The sequence below is a fragment of the Mesorhizobium sp. M2E.F.Ca.ET.209.01.1.1 genome (assembly GCF_004010375.2).
GTDB lineage: Bacteria > Pseudomonadota > Alphaproteobacteria > Rhizobiales > Rhizobiaceae > Mesorhizobium.
In genome coordinates, this window is record NZ_SADP02000022.1 from 1 (window position 1) to 15,300 (window position 15,300).

General features: G+C 61.8%; 13 protein-coding genes, 1 tRNA gene and 1 pseudogene. 8 read left to right on the forward strand and 7 right to left on the reverse strand.

Features of this window, described 5'->3' with window-relative positions; translation table 11 throughout:
• Nucleotides 1–126 (forward strand): annotated as a pseudogene (locus EN852_RS28785) (IS481 family transposase); the annotation flags it as partial.
• Here EN852_RS28785 and EN852_RS28790 read toward each other — a convergent pair.
• Both EN852_RS28790 and EN852_RS28795 read right to left on the reverse strand, forming a co-directional pair.
• The gene (locus EN852_RS28790; protein ID WP_127878925.1) at nt 91–2,595 is read right to left on the reverse strand and encodes a DUF4011 domain-containing protein; all 2,505 of its coding nucleotides are present in this window, start codon (nt 2,593–2,595) and stop codon (nt 91–93) included. The pseudogene EN852_RS28785 and the gene EN852_RS28790 sit on opposite strands and share 36 nt — an antisense overlap.
• A 619-nt stretch (nt 2,596–3,214) precedes the next feature.
• A complete protein-coding gene (locus EN852_RS28795; protein WP_127878923.1) occupies nt 3,215–3,667 on the reverse strand; it encodes a MucR family transcriptional regulator in 453 nt (150 codons plus the stop codon).
• A 563-nt stretch (nt 3,668–4,230) separates the two neighbouring features.
• Between EN852_RS28795 and EN852_RS28800 the strand changes: the two genes are divergently transcribed.
• The 3 genes from EN852_RS28800 to EN852_RS28810 are packed head-to-tail and all read left to right on the forward strand — an operon-like array spanning nt 4,231 to nt 6,817.
• Entirely contained in the window at nt 4,231–4,665 is a 435-nt protein-coding gene (locus tag EN852_RS28800; RefSeq protein ID WP_127878921.1) for a DUF3489 domain-containing protein, read from the forward strand.
• A 5-nt stretch (nt 4,666–4,670) separates the two neighbouring features.
• Nucleotides 4,671–5,126, forward strand: a complete 456-nt coding sequence (locus EN852_RS28805) for a DUF2924 domain-containing protein (protein ID WP_127878919.1) — start codon at nt 4,671–4,673, stop codon at nt 5,124–5,126.
• The gene (locus EN852_RS28810; RefSeq protein WP_127878917.1) at nt 5,123–6,817 is read left to right on the forward strand and encodes a recombinase family protein; all 1,695 of its coding nucleotides are present in this window, start codon (nt 5,123–5,125) and stop codon (nt 6,815–6,817) included. The genes EN852_RS28805 and EN852_RS28810 overlap by 4 nt, the downstream gene beginning before the upstream one ends.
• Before the next feature lie 234 nt (nt 6,818–7,051).
• Here EN852_RS28810 and EN852_RS28815 read toward each other — a convergent pair.
• Together EN852_RS28815 and EN852_RS28820 are read right to left on the reverse strand one after the other, a co-directional pair.
• Nucleotides 7,052–7,127, reverse strand: a tRNA-Lys gene (locus tag EN852_RS28815).
• 105 nt (nt 7,128–7,232) lie between these two features.
• Nucleotides 7,233–8,135, reverse strand: a complete 903-nt coding sequence (locus EN852_RS28820) for a PhzF family phenazine biosynthesis protein (RefSeq protein WP_127878915.1) — start codon at nt 8,133–8,135, stop codon at nt 7,233–7,235.
• Between the two features lie 132 nt (nt 8,136–8,267).
• Here EN852_RS28820 and EN852_RS28825 point away from each other — a divergent pair, with 132 nt between their 5' ends.
• From EN852_RS28825 to EN852_RS28835, 3 genes are read left to right on the forward strand one after another with little or no spacing between them, the layout of a single operon-like run.
• Nucleotides 8,268–9,554, forward strand: a complete 1,287-nt coding sequence (locus EN852_RS28825; RefSeq protein WP_127878914.1) for an efflux RND transporter periplasmic adaptor subunit — start codon at nt 8,268–8,270, stop codon at nt 9,552–9,554.
• A 4-nt stretch (nt 9,555–9,558) separates the two neighbouring features.
• Nucleotides 9,559–10,266, forward strand: a complete 708-nt coding sequence (locus tag EN852_RS28830) for an ABC transporter ATP-binding protein (RefSeq protein WP_127878912.1) — start codon at nt 9,559–9,561, stop codon at nt 10,264–10,266.
• Nucleotides 10,263–11,480: an ABC transporter permease gene (locus EN852_RS28835; protein WP_127878910.1), complete on the forward strand. Its 1,218-nt coding sequence runs from the start codon at nt 10,263–10,265 to the stop codon at nt 11,478–11,480. Before EN852_RS28830 ends, EN852_RS28835 begins: the two co-directional genes overlap by 4 nt.
• Before the next feature lie 23 nt (nt 11,481–11,503).
• On the opposite strand, the gene EN852_RS28840 is transcribed toward EN852_RS28835, so the two are convergent.
• The gene (locus tag EN852_RS28840) at nt 11,504–11,980 is read right to left on the reverse strand and encodes an Lrp/AsnC ligand binding domain-containing protein (protein WP_127863319.1); all 477 of its coding nucleotides are present in this window, start codon (nt 11,978–11,980) and stop codon (nt 11,504–11,506) included.
• A gap of 148 nt (nt 11,981–12,128) precedes the next feature.
• Here EN852_RS28840 and EN852_RS28845 point away from each other — a divergent pair, with 148 nt between their 5' ends.
• Nucleotides 12,129–13,202 (forward strand): 1-aminocyclopropane-1-carboxylate deaminase, encoded by a 1,074-nt coding sequence (locus tag EN852_RS28845; protein WP_127863318.1) that lies wholly within the window; start codon nt 12,129–12,131, stop codon nt 13,200–13,202.
• Nucleotides 13,203–13,307: 105 nt separating this feature from the next.
• Here the strand turns inward: EN852_RS28845 and EN852_RS28850 are convergent, their stop codons facing one another.
• Together EN852_RS28850 and EN852_RS28855 are read right to left on the reverse strand one after the other, a co-directional pair.
• Nucleotides 13,308–14,033 (reverse strand): hypothetical protein, encoded by a 726-nt coding sequence (locus EN852_RS28850; protein WP_127878908.1) that lies wholly within the window; start codon nt 14,031–14,033, stop codon nt 13,308–13,310.
• A gap of 4 nt (nt 14,034–14,037) precedes the next feature.
• Nucleotides 14,038–15,150 (reverse strand): endonuclease/exonuclease/phosphatase family protein, encoded by a 1,113-nt coding sequence (locus tag EN852_RS28855; RefSeq protein ID WP_127878906.1) that lies wholly within the window; start codon nt 15,148–15,150, stop codon nt 14,038–14,040.
• Nucleotides 15,151–15,300 lie beyond the last annotated feature (150 nt).

Consider the following 15,300-nt stretch of genomic DNA (forward strand, 5'->3'; position numbering starts at 1 on the left):
GCCGCAGAGTTGCCGGTCTGGCTGCACAGATACAATTGGCACCGTCCCCACGGGAGCCTAAAGTCCAAAACACCTATCAGTCGCCTCGCTCTAACCGAGGACAACCTGTTGAGGCTCCACAGCTAGCTCTTCAATCAGAACCCTGTTGCAACGGGCCAGTGGTCCGGAAAAGGAAGCTGGCAAGGCCGACTGGATCCGGTCCGCCCATTCCGCAACGGCAATGACCCCTTCGTGATCGAAGGAGGGCTCGTACGCGCCCAGTCCAAGACGTTCCTCGATGCCCCGGTCGGACCGCAATGCGGAGTGATCGAGAACGAACGCGCGCAACGAGGCCAGGTGAGCCGCTTTTTCCTGGGCTTTGACCTTCAGGTAGCCCGGGCGGACGACCCCTTCCCAAGCCAATGAGGCTGCTCTCCATCGCTTCCCGAACCGAGCGAAGAGTCCGCCCTGGCTGAGTGCGGCCGACCAGTCTTCAAGGTCGTCAGCAGCCTTTGAGAACGCGTCTTCCTTGAAAATCTCCCGCAGCTTGGCTTGCCGCTGGCTGATCTCTTCCACCCGTTGGCGGTGCTGGCGCAGCCATTGGGCCGCGCCAGCAGTGAGGATGAAGGAATTCCTTGTCTCAAGACTGCCCAAGGGGGCAGCAGCAGCAAGACGAAGGGCATTGATGATCGCTTCCGCGCCCGCCGCCGATCGGGCAACGGCAACGCCCAGCGTAGTCTCGATTGCGCCGGCCAGATCTTCGCCGCGTTGAGCGAAAGACCTCAGATTATCGAGCACCTGAAATCTTTCCGGTGCCATGATTAGATCCGTGGCCGACAATTCGGGGAGACTTGCTTGCTCTAGCGTGGCGCGCAGTTCCTCGGCGGCGGCAGCCCAAACGTCGGCCAGAGCTGCGATGCGGTCTCTGTCATGCGGGAGTGCACTGCCCACGGAAACGCCGGCCCAGGGGTGCTCATAAGCCGAGCCGGTGACCTGCAAATCCTCGAAAGCCGCCGCGAATTGGCGAAGACGCATCTTTGCATCGGCCATTTGTGCCCAGCTTAGGTTTCCCACTTCTTCGATTTTAGGCCCTGCGCCTTCGAGCGCCCTCGCGGCAGCGCCGAGCTTCCGCCGCGCTTGCCCAGCGCGCATCAAAGCTTCGCCAACTGTGAAATCGCGGAAACTGCCTGCCGGACGGCTGATGACGTCGATATAGTCCGACAGTTTCTTGCGGCGTTCCGCGAGGCGGGCCAGTGCTGCTTCGAGGTCCCTTTGCGGTCGAGAGCGGGCGGAAGCTCTAATCCGATCCGAGATGTCCTCCAGCACATCGGTCTTGCGCGTCTTATGGCTATGCAATTCCAGACAGAAATCGCCCAGCCCGAGCTCCCGCATCCGGCGCCGCACGACTTCCAATGCCGCCAGTTTCTCCGCAACGAACAGCACTGTCTTGCCACGTGCCAAAGCCGCCGCCACGAGGTTTGTGATCGTCTGGGATTTTCCCGTCCCAGGAGGGCCCTCAATAACGAGATTGCGGCCGTCCAGAGCAGTCTGAAGCGCCTCGCATTGCGAGCCGTCTGCTCGATCCACGAGCTCCAGGTGCAGATCCCGCAATTCGACCGCCCGCGACGATTGATCGACGTTCTCCTGCGCCGCGAACGAGACGCGCGTAAAGCCCCCCTCGTCGTCCCCGCCTTCCAACATAGTCCTTACCAACGGATGTCCGTCGATGGGCGCATGGCTCGGCCACCGCTCGGGATCGAGATCAAGATAGAGAAGAATTTTGCCGAACTCGAAAAGTCCGAGGGTGACGTAGCGCCTCACAAGCCAGTCGGACTTGTGCCGGACCGCCCGCGCGACCTCGGTGAGGTAAGCCTCCAGCTTCTGGTCTTCCTGAAACTCCGGCAACTTGATGTTGAACTCTTCGAGCTTCTTCCTCAGCGACAGGTTCGTCTGCAGTTCCTCGTTGGTCCAGCGGACCCTGCTTCTATACCGCCCTCCCCGCGTCTGCTCGCGATCGAGTTCGACCGGCAACAAGAGGAGGGGCGCCTGGTGCGCTTTCGACGTCGCTTGGTCGTGCCATTCGAGGAAGCCAAACGCCATGTAGAGCATATTGGCGCCGCTCTCCTCGATCGCCGTCCGGCCTGCGGATCGGATCTTCCGAAGCCTGGCATCTAGCTCGTCGGAATAGTGCAGCGTTTGGATTTTCTTGTCGCCGTGCCGATCCGGCCTGAGAAAGCTGTCCGTTTCGACTGGCAAGTCGTAATCGGTGTTGAATCCGAGATGCCTTGCCCACGTCGCGGCATCCGGTCGCTTCAGGTCTGCTGGCTCGCCGGCGCGGGGGACCTGGTCGCGCCGGGCGTGCCAGGCCTCAAGGTCCCGTCGAGCCGGTTCTTCCACCGGATCGAATACTAGCTGGTCACCCTGCAAGAGACCTTGGAACAGAACCTCGGGGAGCTCATCCACGACGCGCAGGCATGAGGCCCTCGGATGCCGAAAGCTCAGCATCCGGTTCATCGTCGACAGGTCAAGCAACTTGGCTCTCAGGCGCTCCAGTCTCTCTGCCGCGATCGGGCTGCGCTCGACAGCAGGCCTGACGCCCCATTCTCTTACGTTCATTAGGTTGCCCCCAGGGTTACGCCCTGTTGTTGTTGCGGCCACGATACTGGCCGTTTGTCGTCAATGTTACTCCAATCAAAAGCGCCCCTCCGGATCAAGCTAATCCTGCGGTCGTTCCACAGTTGTGCGGTGATGTCACGCTATGACGTTGCAGACGCGAGATACTTGATTTCGAAAAAGTCCATATCGAAGCTCGATTGCACGAGCTTACCACGACGGAGCGCCAGATACTCTATGGGGACAACGCTAGGGCGGACTGATTGCCTGTATGGGCAGAGTTTGGAATTCCTCGGCAATTTTGTCTCGGCACTTCTAGAATCCAGATTGCAGACGAGTCTCAGAGCGGAATTGGCTCTGAGCGACGGAACGGGACTTCCTTCCAGCGCGAGAAGCGATCGAACACGGCCTCGCTATTTCGTTGGACTTTGTTTCGCACGCAAGCTTTGACGACGCGGCGGTTATCCTCCGCCTAATGGCAGACAAGAGGTCGGCTGCAGAAGGGCAGCTTTCTGCGTAACTGCCGTGAAGGCCTGACAGTCCGGTTAGCCCCAAATCCTCCATTGCCTTTGGACAGGCTTCACGCGGCGACCGTCGTTTGAAGACTGCACCCGAATTGTTGTCACTTGGCCTTCGAGCTGGCAGGGCGTCGTTTCGACAATTTCGCCAACGGCTTCCGCCCCAGCCCGCTGGCCTTAGCCAGTTGCGAACGAGCAGCAGCATAATTCGGCGCAACCATCGGGTAGTCGGCCGGCAAGCTCCATTTGGAACGATAATCATCAGGCGTCAGCCCATAGTGTGTGCCTAGGTGACGCTTGAGCGATTTGAACTTTTTTCCGTCCTCAAGGCAGATGATATAGTCGGGAGTCACTGACTTCTTCGGATTTACAGCGGGCGTCAGCACAGGCTTCGGCTCTTCCGCGGGCGTACCGATCCTTGACAACGACGAGTTCACGCTCTCGATCAGGTCAGGCAGCGCCGAAACCGGAACAGCATTCTTGCTGACATAGGCCGAGACGATCTCGGCTGTAAGTTCGATCAAAGCAGTTTGAGCATGGTCGTGTTCGTCTGACATCGCGACAATCCTTTTACGCAAATCGAGCCCAATGCTTCTTAGCTGACATTTTCGAAATGGCCAGCTTCGGGCTGGCCTATTCCACTGGACTTCACGCCGCAAGCAAGCATTGCTCGGTTCGACGAACCGAGTACCACCAATGAAACGGCAACCAACAGCACCTGAATCTGGCCCGACCCAACCGATAGATAGCACGGTCAGGGGCGCGGTCTTGGATATGGAAGCGGAGCTGCGTGATCTGAGCGGTCTTGTCGCCTTACTGACGATCCTGAGTGAAGCCCAAGACTCTGTCGAACCGATCGCGTTGTCGGTCCTGGCAAGCTCAGGGCGCAGGACGTACGAGGCGCTGTCGTCTGCATGGCAAACGGCCTTCGCAGCTATTCAGAATGACTAAAGTGGCCTCGGAAGCCGATTCTTCTGCTGGACTTCGGCGCCAAAGCAAGCATTGCTGCATTAGCTGAAGGCCGAAATATCAGGCCTTCCCGTTCTCCAGCCCGCACTGCGGGCTCGTGTCAGTACAGGCGCCGGATTGGTCGGCACTGCAACATGAACGGAGAACCAACATGGCACACCTCAACAGCAACCTGAGCACCGAAGAAGAAGATCACGACGCTGACGATTTGCAGCCTACGGCGGAGACAACGCCGGCAGCGGCCGATCTGGCAAAGCCAAAACGCAAAAGGTCGGCGAAAGCACCGAAGGCCAGCGATGGCGCTCCGGCACGCGAGATCAGTGCCACCGCTGCCAAATTGTCAAAAGCGTCACCTCGAGCCAACGATACCAAGCAGAGCAAATCGGATCTGGTGCTTAAGAAGCTTCGCTTGGCTAAGGGCGCCACAATCGAGATGCTGATGGAGGCGACCGGCTGGCAGGCGCATTCGGTGCGGGGTTTCTTGTCGGCGGTGGTCAAGAAGAAGCTTGGCCTCAACCTGGTGAGCGATGTCGGCAAGGACGGGCTGCGCCGTTATCGCATCGATGACACTGCCAAGGACGCGTGATCGCCATGCGCGCCAATCTCGACATCGAAGCGGAGGTCGCCGCTGTCGGCGACCTCATCCGCGATGAACTCGCTGACCGTTGGTTGAAGATCTATGGGGTGCCGGCGCCGAGAGGCGCACGGCGCGTCTTTCTTGAACGAGCCATCGCTTGGCACATCCAGGCGAAGGCGTTTGGCGGCATCGACAAAGACGCGCAGAGGTCTCTCTTCAAAGCTTCCGCAACACAATCGGCTCGCGTCGACACGGCCGAACCTGATGAGGCAAGTGCACGAGGTCGGTCGAGCCGCGCCCTGCCTTCTGCCGGCGCACGCCTCATTCGCGAATGGCACGGTAAGACCCACGTCGTCGATGTCGTCGCCACCGGCTACATCTGGGAGGGCAAAACCTACAAGTCATTGTCCATGATCGCTCGAGCGATAACCGGCGCTCATTGGTCGGGACCAAGGTTCTTCGGTCTATGAGCAATTCTCCTCGCCTTCGCTGCGCCATTTATACGCGGAAATCATCCGAGGAAGGTCTCGAACAGGAGTTCAACTCTCTCGATGCACAGCGTGACGCTTGCGAGGCCTTCATCGCCTCGCAAGCTGGCCTTGGCTGGAAGCTCCTTGCCGATCGCTACGACGACGGCGGCATCTCAGGCGGAACGTTGGCCCGCCCTGCCCTACAGCGGTTGCTCGACGACATACGAAGCGGTCGCGTGGATGTTGTGGTCGTCTACAAGATCGACAGATTGACCCGCTCCTTGACCGACTTTGCCAAGATCGTCGAGGTCTTCGATCGGCGTTCGGTTTCGTTTGTGTCGATCACACAATCATTTAACACCACCTCATCGATGGGACGTCTGACGCTGAATGTACTCCTCTCGTTCGCCCAGTTCGAGCGAGAGGTCACCGGCGAGCGCATCAGGGACAAGATTGCCGCCTCTAAGAGGAAGGGGATGTGGATGGGAGGCGTGGTGCCCCTCGGTTACGACGTCAGGGATAGGAAGCTGGTGGTCAATCCTGGAGAGGCTGTCACAGTTCGTCAGCTGTTCGCACTCTATCTCGAACTCGGCTCCATCCGCTCTCTCCAGAGCCGAACTCAGCAGCTCGGCCTAGTCACGAAGCGTCACGTTGGAGCGGATGGCGTGCGGCGAGGCGGCCTGGGTTTCTCATGCGGACACCTACGGGCAATTCTGACCAACCCGATCTATGTCGGAATGATCCGACAAGGGAAGGAGCTTCACAAAGGGCTGCATGACCCGATCCTCGATCAGCAAACCTTCGATCTCGTTCGAGACCGGATTGCCGCAAACGCCAACACCTCGTCCTCTGCTGCAGGGGCTGACGGATTGCATCTGCTGACCGGGCTTATTTTCGATGAGACCGGCGATCGCCTCAGCCCCAGTCACGCGACCAAGAAGGGCAAGCGCTATCGCTACTATGTATCTCGCCGATTGGTCACCAGCTCGGCAAAGGGTGAGTCAAAAGCTTGGCGGCTTTCAGCGGCAGAAATCGAAAAGGTCGTTCAGGGTGAACTCCTCCAATTCCTAAAGTCGGATACACAGCTTCTGGATGCCATTCCATCATCGAGTGCTGCTTCGGCCGATCTGACCGTCGTGCTTTCTGCGGCCCGAGCCACAGCAGACGAGTTGCAAGCTCCATCTGTCGATCGACGAAAAGAGCTCGTGACCGCTCTTATCCAGAAGATCGTCCTGAATGCCGACTGTATCACGATAGAACTCATCGTCGGGCTGCTAAAGACACTTGGCCTAAAAGCCAGCGAACCCGACGCCGCTTCCACACGCCACGCAATCACTATTCCGATCGAGCTTCGTCGCCGTGGCATCGAAACCAGGCTCGTTGTGAACAACAAAGGCGGTGCCGAAGCATCCGCAGCCGATCCAGGGCTCCTGGATTTGCTGCGGCAGGCTCACCGACTGCTCGGAACTCTTACAGATGGCTCGGGTCTGACTATCGCAGATTTGGCAGAGCGCGAGCGGATGGACGTCTCCGACCTCAGTCGCGTCCTGCGATCTGCCTTCCTGGCTCCCGATATCTGCCAGGCGATCATCGAAGGACGTCAGCCTACCGAGTTGACACGCAAGCGCTTGTTTCGGCTGTCAGAGCTTCCGAATTTGTGGACCAACCAGCGCACGCTGCTTGGCTTCTGACACGCCACCGAACTTCGCACCGCCACTTTCCATCAGCGCACCATCGTCGTGCATCTACCAGGAAATGTGCGGGACCCGAAGAAACCTCGACAGAGACCGAAGGCACATATTGCCGCAATTATCACACTTTCGGCCGTCTCAGCGCCCGTACTTCCGAGCAGCGACCCGCTAAGGCCCGGAAAAGACGGTGTCTTTTCGGCACGGATAAACAGCTAGTAAAAACAAGGGACTAGATGGTGGGTGTGCACAGGATCGAACTGTGGACCCGCTGATTAAGAGTCAGCTGCTCTACCAACTGAGCTACACACCCACACCGCCGGAAAACTCAGCGTCGGCGGCGCATATAGCCGCCGCTTTCGGGGATGTCCAGCCCTGCCGGATCATTTCCCGACAAATCGCCGAATTGCCGCACCTGTCACACAAAAAGCTTGCCTTCCGCCACCTTGACAGCATGGCCGCCGATGCGCGCGGAGGCCAGTTTTCCGCCATCGACGTTGAGCTCGAGGCGGATGCGCGAGGGCCGACCCATTTCCAGGCCCTGCTCGATCCAGAGCTGCGAGATGCCGTTGGTCGGGGCGTCGAAATGCATGATGGCGCCGGCAAAGGCAGCTGCGGCCGAACCAGTCGCGGGGTCTTCATAGGACGGGGTGCCGGGCACGATCATGCGCACATGGAAGGCGCTGTCGTGATGCACCGTCTCGCGGCAATAGACATAGGGGCTGGCGAAGGCCCATTCGCTCTTGCGCGGCGCAAGATCCGACCATGCCTGGTTGTCGAGCCTGATCTTGGCGGCCTCCTTCAGCCCGGCAACGGGAATCGTCACATAAGGCACGCCGGCCGACCAGAAGGCGACGCGGTGGTTCTCGAAGCCGATCTCATGCGGAGCAAGGCCGAGCGCCGCGCCGATCGCCTCGGGATCGGCCTTGAGCTCCAGCGGCTCGGGGAGTTTCGCCAGGTCGAACTCGGCGAAGGTCGAGCCGTCATGCTTGCTCACCGCGCAACGCACCGGCCCGATATTCTCCTCCAGCACGAAGATGCCGGCCGCCTCGCCGGCGAGTTCAGCCAGCGCGATCGCCGAGCCGACCGTCGGATGTCCGGCGAAAGGCATTTCGTAGTCGGGCGTGAAGATGCGGATACGGTTGCGGTGCTTGGGATTGTCCGGGGGCAGCACGAACACCGTCTCCGAAAGATTGAATTCGCGCGCGATCGCCTGCATGCCGGCTGTGTCGAGCTCATCGCTGTCGAGCACCACCGCAAGCGGATTTCCGGCCAGCCCTTCGGTGGTAAACACATCGTAAAGCAAGTAATTGCGCGCCATTTAGAAAACCTTTCGCCTCGCCTCGAATTTCTGCCCCAATCCCAACATGAGGGAAATTTAATTTGAAATTCGAACCTCGAGGCCTGATCTGTGGACGGATAGGGACATCACTTTCCAGCATAGGGGTCCGGGGTGGACCAGGTTGTCAATCCGCCAAAGGCGGAATCCGGTGCTTCCATAGAGGCCGAGCTCGGGCTCGACCGGAAGGGCGTAAGCCGCAAGCGTCGCCGCTTCTGGCTTTACGCCCTGCTGGCGATAGCGGTCGTCGCGGCCGGCATTGCCCTTTATCAATGGTACGCCGCGGCGTCCCCCAGGATTGAATATACCACAGTGCCGGCGGCGACCGCCGACCTCACCGTCGAGGTATCTGCCACCGGCACGCTGCAGCCCCTCACCCAGGTCGACATCTCCAGCGAGTTGTCCGGCATCATCCGTTCGGTTGCGGTCAACGAGAACCAGCAGGTCAAGAAGGGCGACGTGCTGGCGACGCTCGATACCGCCAAGCTGGAGGTCCAGATCGAGCGCGCCACCGCCTCCGCCAAGGCGGCGGCAGCAAGCGTCGAGGACGCCAAGGTGACCTTGCAGGAAAACGAGAACGCCGTGGTGCGCGCGAGCGCGCTGACCAAGCGCGGCATGGCGACGGACCAGTCGCTCGAAGCGGCAACCGCGACGCGCGACCGCTCGAAGGCGGCGCTCGACAGCGCCGAGGCCAATCTCGCCATCGCCCAGGCCGACCTCAAGGCGCAGCAGACAGATCTGGCGAAAAGCACCATCTATGCGCCGATCGACGGCATCGTGCTGACGCGCTCGGTCGATCCCGGACAGACGGTCGCCTCCTCGCTGCAGGCGCCAGTGCTGTTCGTCATCGCCGCCGACCTTCGCAATATGGAATTGCAGGCGGCCGTGGACGAAGCCGACATCGGCGCGGTGAAACCCGGCCAGCACGCCCGCTTCACCGTCGACGCTTTCCCGGACCGGCCGTTCGACGCCGAGATCCGCGACATCTCCTACGCCTCGGTCACCACCGATGGCGTCGTCACCTACAAAGCGCGCCTTGAAGTCGATAATGGCGAGCTTCTGCTCAGGCCCGGCATGACGGCGACGGTCTCGGTCGTCACCCGTCAGGCCAAGGGCGTGCTCACCGTTCCCTCGACCGCCTTCCGCTATCGCCCGATGCAACAGGTGGCGCGCGGTTGGAGCCTGAGCGACCTCTTCACCGGCCGCATGGGCCGCCCCAACCGGCAGCGCGAGGTGACGAAGGCGCCGACCGACGGCTCGCGCACGCTTTACGTGCTGGAGAACGGAAGGCCGCATCCGGTCAACGTCAAGATCGGTTCGACCGATGGCGAGCTGACCGAGATCACGTCCGGCCTCGACGAGGGCGCTCAGGTCATCACCGGCGCGCAGCAGAGGAGCTGACGACATGTCGGCTCCCCTCCTCATCACCTTCGACAAGGTCTGGAAGAGCTATGGCGAGGGCGAGGCCCGCGTGCATGCGCTGGCCGGCGTCGATCTCGCGATACGCCGCAGCGAATTCGTTGCGATCATGGGTCCCTCGGGCTCGGGCAAGTCGACGGCGATGAACATCATCGGCTGCCTCGACACGCCGACGGCCGGCACCTACTCCTTCATGGGTATCGATGCCGGCCGGCTCGACCGCAACCGCCGCGCGCTTTTGCGCAATCTTTATGTCGGCTTCGTCTTCCAGGGCTACAATCTGTTGCCGCGCACCACCGCGGCGGAAAATGTCGAGCTGCCGCTGATCTATCGCGGCGTTGCCGCGCGCGAGCGCCGCGATCTCGCCATGCAGGCGCTGGCCGAGGTCGGGCTTGTCGGGCGCGAGCACCACACCCCGGCTGAGCTGTCGGGCGGTCAGCAGCAGCGCGTGGCGATCGCCCGCGCCATTGTCACCAGGCCGACATTGCTCGTGGCCGACGAGCCGACCGGCAATCTCGACACCGCGCGCACGCATGAGATCATGGAGCTGCTGACCAAGCTCAATGCCGGGCTCGGCCTCTCCATCGTCATGGTCACGCATGAGGCCGATGTCGCGGACTATGCCGGCCGCACCATCCGCTTCCTCGACGGCCATGTTGCCTCCGATACCTTGAAAGCGGAGGCAGCGGCATGATCTGGGAAACCGTCCGCCTTTCGCTGCGCTCGATCCGCCGCAACGTGCTGCGCTCTTTCTTGACGCTGCTTGGCATCGTCATCGGCGTCGCCGCAGTCATCGCCATGCTCACCATCGGCTCCGGCACGACGGAGAAGGTCAAGGCCGATATTTCGAGGCTCGGCAGCAACCTGCTCGTCGTTCGCGCCGGCCGGCCCGCCGGCCCAGGCGGACCGGGAGGTCTCGACCAGGCGGTGCGGCCGCTCGCCGAAAAGGACGTCGCGGCGCTCGTCGCGCATCTCAGCGGCGCGCGCACGATTTCGCCTGCTTCGCAAAAACAGGTCCGCGTCATCTTCGGCACCGAAAGCCTGACCTCGGGCGTGACCGGCACGGACAGCGCCTATCTTGACGCCCGCGACTGGAAGCTGGTGTCGGGGCGGTCGTTCAGCGATTCCGAAACACGGGCCGGCACCGGTGTCTGCCTGATCGGCGAGACGGTGCGCCAGCAATTCTTCGGCGCCGGCGATCCCGAGGGCGAGATCATCCGCGTCAACCGCACCTCCTGCAAGATCATCGGCCTGCTCGAGCCAAAGGGCTATACCGGCTTCGGCCAGGATCAGGACAATGTCGTGCTGATGCCGCTGCATGCCTATCAGCGGCGCATCGCCGGCAACCGCGACATCGACAACATCTACATCGCCGCTGACGACCGCACGCCGACCAGCGAGCTGCAGCCCCGCGTCGAGGACATTTTGCGCGACACGCGCCGCATCACGCCGGATCGCGATGCCGATTTCGCCATCCGCGACATGACCCAGATCGCCGACGCGATGACCAGCGCCACGACCACCATGACCGGCATGCTGGGCGCCGTCGCCGGTGTCAGCCTCCTGGTCGGTGGCATCGGCATCATGAACATCATGCTGGTCTCGGTCACCGAACGCACGCGCGAGATCGGCATCAGGCTGGCGATCGGCGCGCATGAAAAGCACATCCTCATCCAGTTCCTGGTCGAGGCGACGGTGCTGTCGCTCTTTGGCGGCATCATCGGCATCCTGATCGGGCTGACGCTCGCCGGCCTCACTTCGATGGCGCTGACGATACCTTTCGCGCCAAGCCCGGCCGTCATCCTGCTCGCCGTCGGCTTCTCGGCGCTGATCGGCATGGTGTTCGGCTTCTTCCCGGCGCTGCGCGGCGCCCGCCTCGACCCGATCGACGCGCTGCGGCACGAGTAAGGCGGCTTTTGGGTTGTGGCCTGTCAGAACGGCAGCCGCGCGTTCTCCTTGACCTCCTTCATGACGAAGAACGTCCGGGTCTGCCGGACTCCGGGCAGCGCGATCAGCTTCTGGCCGTGCAGCTTGTTGAAATCCGCCATGTCGCGCACGCGTATCTTCAGTAGATAGTCGAAGTCGCCGGCCACGAGATTGCAGTCCAGAACCTCCTTGAGCTTCAGCACCGCCTCCTCGAAAGCGCCGAAGCTTTCGGGCGTCGAGCGATCGAGCACGACCCCGACCATGACCAGCGCGCCGAGCCCCACCGCGGCGGGCGCGATTTCCGCCCTTACTCCGGTGATGTAGCCCTCTTCGAACAGGCGTTGCGTGCGCCGATGGCAGGTGGCGGCGCTGACATTCACCCGGGCCGCCAACTCGGCATTGGTCAACCGCCCCTCGGCCTGCAGAGCCCGCAGGATCTTGACGTCGATCCGGTCGAAAGCCGAAGTGGAAGATTCTTCCATTTTCGTAACCTGAATAGCTGTTTTATCCAACACTAGCACGGCCTTTGGCGGCTATACAAAAATCTTGAAGGCAAGCTCGAGAGCACTTTTCATGCATTTCGGCCTATCCTGGGCCTGTTGAAAAATGGCTATGGCGGAGGGCAGGTCGATGTCGCTTCTCGAGAAATTTGAACGCTATCCGCTGACCTTCGGACCGACGCCGATCGAGCATCTGCCGCGCCTCAGCGCGGCGCTCGGCGGCAAGGTGCGGGTCTACGCAAAGCGTGACGATTGCAATTCCGGGCTGGCCATGGGCGGCAACAAGCTGCGCAAGCTCGAATACATCGTGCCCGATGCGATCGCGTCGGGCGCCGACACGCTGGTGTCGATCGGCGGCGTCCAGTCGAACCACACGCGCATGGTCGCCGCGACGGCCGCCAAGATCGGCATGAAATGCGTGGTGATCCAGGAGAAATGGGTGCCGCACTATGATGCGGTCTACGACCGGGTCGGCAATATCCTGCTGACGCGCCTGATGGGCGCCGACAGCCGGCTCGTCGACGACGGTTTCGACATCGGCATCCGCAAGAGCTGGCAGGATGCGATTCAGTCGGTGAAGGATGCGGGCGGCAAGCCCTACCCTATCCCAGCCGGCGCCTCGGTGCACAAGTTCGGTGGCCTGGGCTATGTCGGCTTCGCCGAGGAAGTGGCGAAGCAGGAAGCTGAACTCGGTTTCAAATTCGACTACATCATCGTCTGTGTCGTGACCGGCTCGACACAGGCCGGCATGATCGTCGGCTTCGCCGCGCAAAACCGCGCCGAGCGGGTGATCGGCATCGATGCCTCCGGCACGCTCGACCAGACCCGCGCGCAGGTCCGCCGCATCGTCGACGACACCGTCGCTCTCGTCGGGCTGGGCCGCGCCGTGCGCGAGGACGAAATCGTCATCAATCCCGACTATGCCTATCCGGCCTATGGCGTTCCATCGAACGAAACGAACGACGCGATCCGGCTGGCTGCCCGCACCGAGGCGATGATCACCGATCCGGTCTATGAGGGAAAGTCGATGCAGGGGCTGATCGACCTGACCCGGAAGGGGTTTTTCCCCGAAGGTTCGAGAATTCTCTATGCGCATCTCGGCGGCGCGCCGGCCATCAACGGTTACAGCTATTACTACAAGGACGACGGCGCCCCCGGAAAAGGCGCGCCGCATGACGACGCGCTGCCGCCGCTCTTTCCTTGAGGAGTTAGAGCAGTTCCAGGTAAAGTGTGATCGGTTTTCCGTCCGGAACTGCGTAAAAACAAAGAGCTAGAGCGCTTCGCCGTTTCCGTGAAACAGTGAAACGCTCTAGCGGACCTCGCCGCTGTCAGCGAAATGCCATTCGATCAGCGGCTTCATATGCCCCATCAGCCCATCCGGCAGATCGGTGGCGTTGCGGATGATGACCGGCCCCTCGATCTCCGGCTCATCTTCACTGGCGACGAAGGCGCTGATACGCCGCGCCAGCTCATCGGCCGTTTCGGCCACACGGTAGCGGCGGAAGATCACCGTGCCGCTCGCCGTCGACAGCGCGTGATAGCGCTGTCCGCGTTCGGCCTGCGACAGGTCGAGCCCTGTCTCCTCCCCCACCTCGCGGATCATGTTGAAATCGACATCAACCAGCCCGGCACGGAAGTCGATCGGCTCGAACGAGCCGGCGGCGAAGTAGATACGGCCGGCATTGACCGTGTGGCGGCCCATGCGGATCGCCACAAGCGCATTGTCGCCGGCGACCAGCACAGCGTGCGCATAGGCATGCTCGGCGCCGGAGTTCTCGCGCCGCTTGCGCCATAGCATGAAGGTCGAGAACCTCACCGCGTGGCAGCGGCCGACGAGGCGGCTGTCTCTGTAAGCGAGCTCGGAAAGCAGCACCACCGTGCCATCGAACAGCGCCGGGTTGGCCGCCATTTCCTGCCGCCAGTTCTCGGCGATCGCCGCCGCATTGCTCAGCGCGAAGGGATGCGGCCCGGGATCGAGGCGGACGTCGATCGCATCGACCGGCAGGATGACATTGCGGGGCAGATCGAAACTCAAGGGGTCACGCCATGTCCAATGTGATCGCCACGGGGCAATGGTCCGACGCTTTCGGCCTGTCCCAGCCGGCGCGCGGGAAACGCTCGACCTCCTGGCCCGCCGGGAAGATGGTGCGCCAGGGCTGGCCGTTGCGGATGATGTCCGGCACGGCGGTCGCGTTCTTCGCCGCCAGCGCCCTCGACAGGAGGATGTAATCGAGCTGGCAGAGATGCCGCTCCTCCGGGCCGCGCGTGTGGTAGAAGCTCCAGCGATCCATCTCCGGCCGCCGCTCGACGACATTCTCGCAGAACCCGCCGGCGGTCAGCACGTTGATCGAGGACTGGGCTTCATCGACGACCTCGAAGCGATAGCCGTCGAAGCTGTCGCCCTCGATCCTCACACGCTGCCGGTAATCGTTCATGTCGCCGCAGATCGCCCAGCGCTTGTCGGCGGCATGGTCCTTGCCGAAACGCTCCTCGATGATGCGGCGCACGGCCTGCGCCTCGGCCATGCGCAGCGGCATTGTCGCCTCCCGGCCGTCCAGCCCGTTGCGCGGCGAGCCCATCGACTTGAAATGCACGAGATAGAGTGTCAGCGGCACGCCGCCGACAGTGAGGTCGACCTCCAGGCAGTCCCGGCGAAAGATGCGATCGCTGGCCACATGCCCGAGCGCCGCAAGCTCCGGCGTGAAGAGGCCGAACCGCTCGAACGTGATATAGGCATGACTCGTCATGCGCTCGAACTCGATCGGCTGGCCCTGCATGGTCTCGTTGCGCATCATCACCGCGACATCGATGCCGCGGGAGTCGTTCCCTGCCGTGGTGTATTTCTGCCGGTAGCCCTGCCCGATCATCTTGAACAGATAGCCATATTCGAACGCCTTCAGCGCCTCGATATTGTCGACCTCCTGCATGCAGATGATGTCCGCGCGGGTGGCCGCGATGGCGAGCGCCGTCAACTGACGGGTGTCGTCGGACTGGGCGATCGCGCGGGCCTGTTCGAGGACCCGATATTCTGCCTCGCTTTGGATGTCGAACAGCGCCAGCGTGCGGTCTTCATTGAGCTGGTTGCGATAGCCCGAGAAATCGAACCTGTTCATCAGGTTCTCGACATTGAAGGTGGCGAGGCGCAGCGACATGGCCTGACCTTTGCCTGCAAGCGAAGGCGAAGACAAGAGCCAGGCTAGATGCTCGTTATGGTTGATGGAACCTTTCCGTTCATCTTCCGTTCAGACGGAAAGTTCCAACAATAACCCCATCCCCGGGGTGCTCTGGGCGTGGGGCCTTTA

What these genes read in the sequence shown, in the direction of transcription:
- EN852_RS28830 (WP_127878912.1), top strand. Translation starts at nt 9,559, where the DNA reads ATGTCGGCTCCCCTCCTCATCACCTTCGACAAGGTCTGGAAGAGCTAT.
- EN852_RS28840 (WP_127863319.1), bottom strand. Translation starts at nt 11,980, where the DNA reads ATGGAAGAATCTTCCACTTCGGCTTTCGACCGGATCGACGTCAAGATC.
- EN852_RS28800 (WP_127878921.1), top strand. Translation starts at nt 4,231, where the DNA reads ATGGCACACCTCAACAGCAACCTGAGCACCGAAGAAGAAGATCACGAC.
- EN852_RS28820 (WP_127878915.1), bottom strand. Translation starts at nt 8,135, where the DNA reads ATGGCGCGCAATTACTTGCTTTACGATGTGTTTACCACCGAAGGGCTG.
- EN852_RS28805 (WP_127878919.1), top strand. Translation starts at nt 4,671, where the DNA reads ATGCGCGCCAATCTCGACATCGAAGCGGAGGTCGCCGCTGTCGGCGAC.
- EN852_RS28845 (WP_127863318.1), top strand. Translation starts at nt 12,129, where the DNA reads ATGTCGCTTCTCGAGAAATTTGAACGCTATCCGCTGACCTTCGGACCG.
- EN852_RS28790 (WP_127878925.1), bottom strand. Translation starts at nt 2,595, where the DNA reads ATGAACGTAAGAGAATGGGGCGTCAGGCCTGCTGTCGAGCGCAGCCCG.
- EN852_RS28810 (WP_127878917.1), top strand. Translation starts at nt 5,123, where the DNA reads ATGAGCAATTCTCCTCGCCTTCGCTGCGCCATTTATACGCGGAAATCA.
- EN852_RS28855 (WP_127878906.1), bottom strand. Translation starts at nt 15,150, where the DNA reads ATGTCGCTGCGCCTCGCCACCTTCAATGTCGAGAACCTGATGAACAGG.
- EN852_RS28795 (WP_127878923.1), bottom strand. Translation starts at nt 3,667, where the DNA reads ATGTCAGACGAACACGACCATGCTCAAACTGCTTTGATCGAACTTACA.
- EN852_RS28835 (WP_127878910.1), top strand. Translation starts at nt 10,263, where the DNA reads ATGATCTGGGAAACCGTCCGCCTTTCGCTGCGCTCGATCCGCCGCAAC.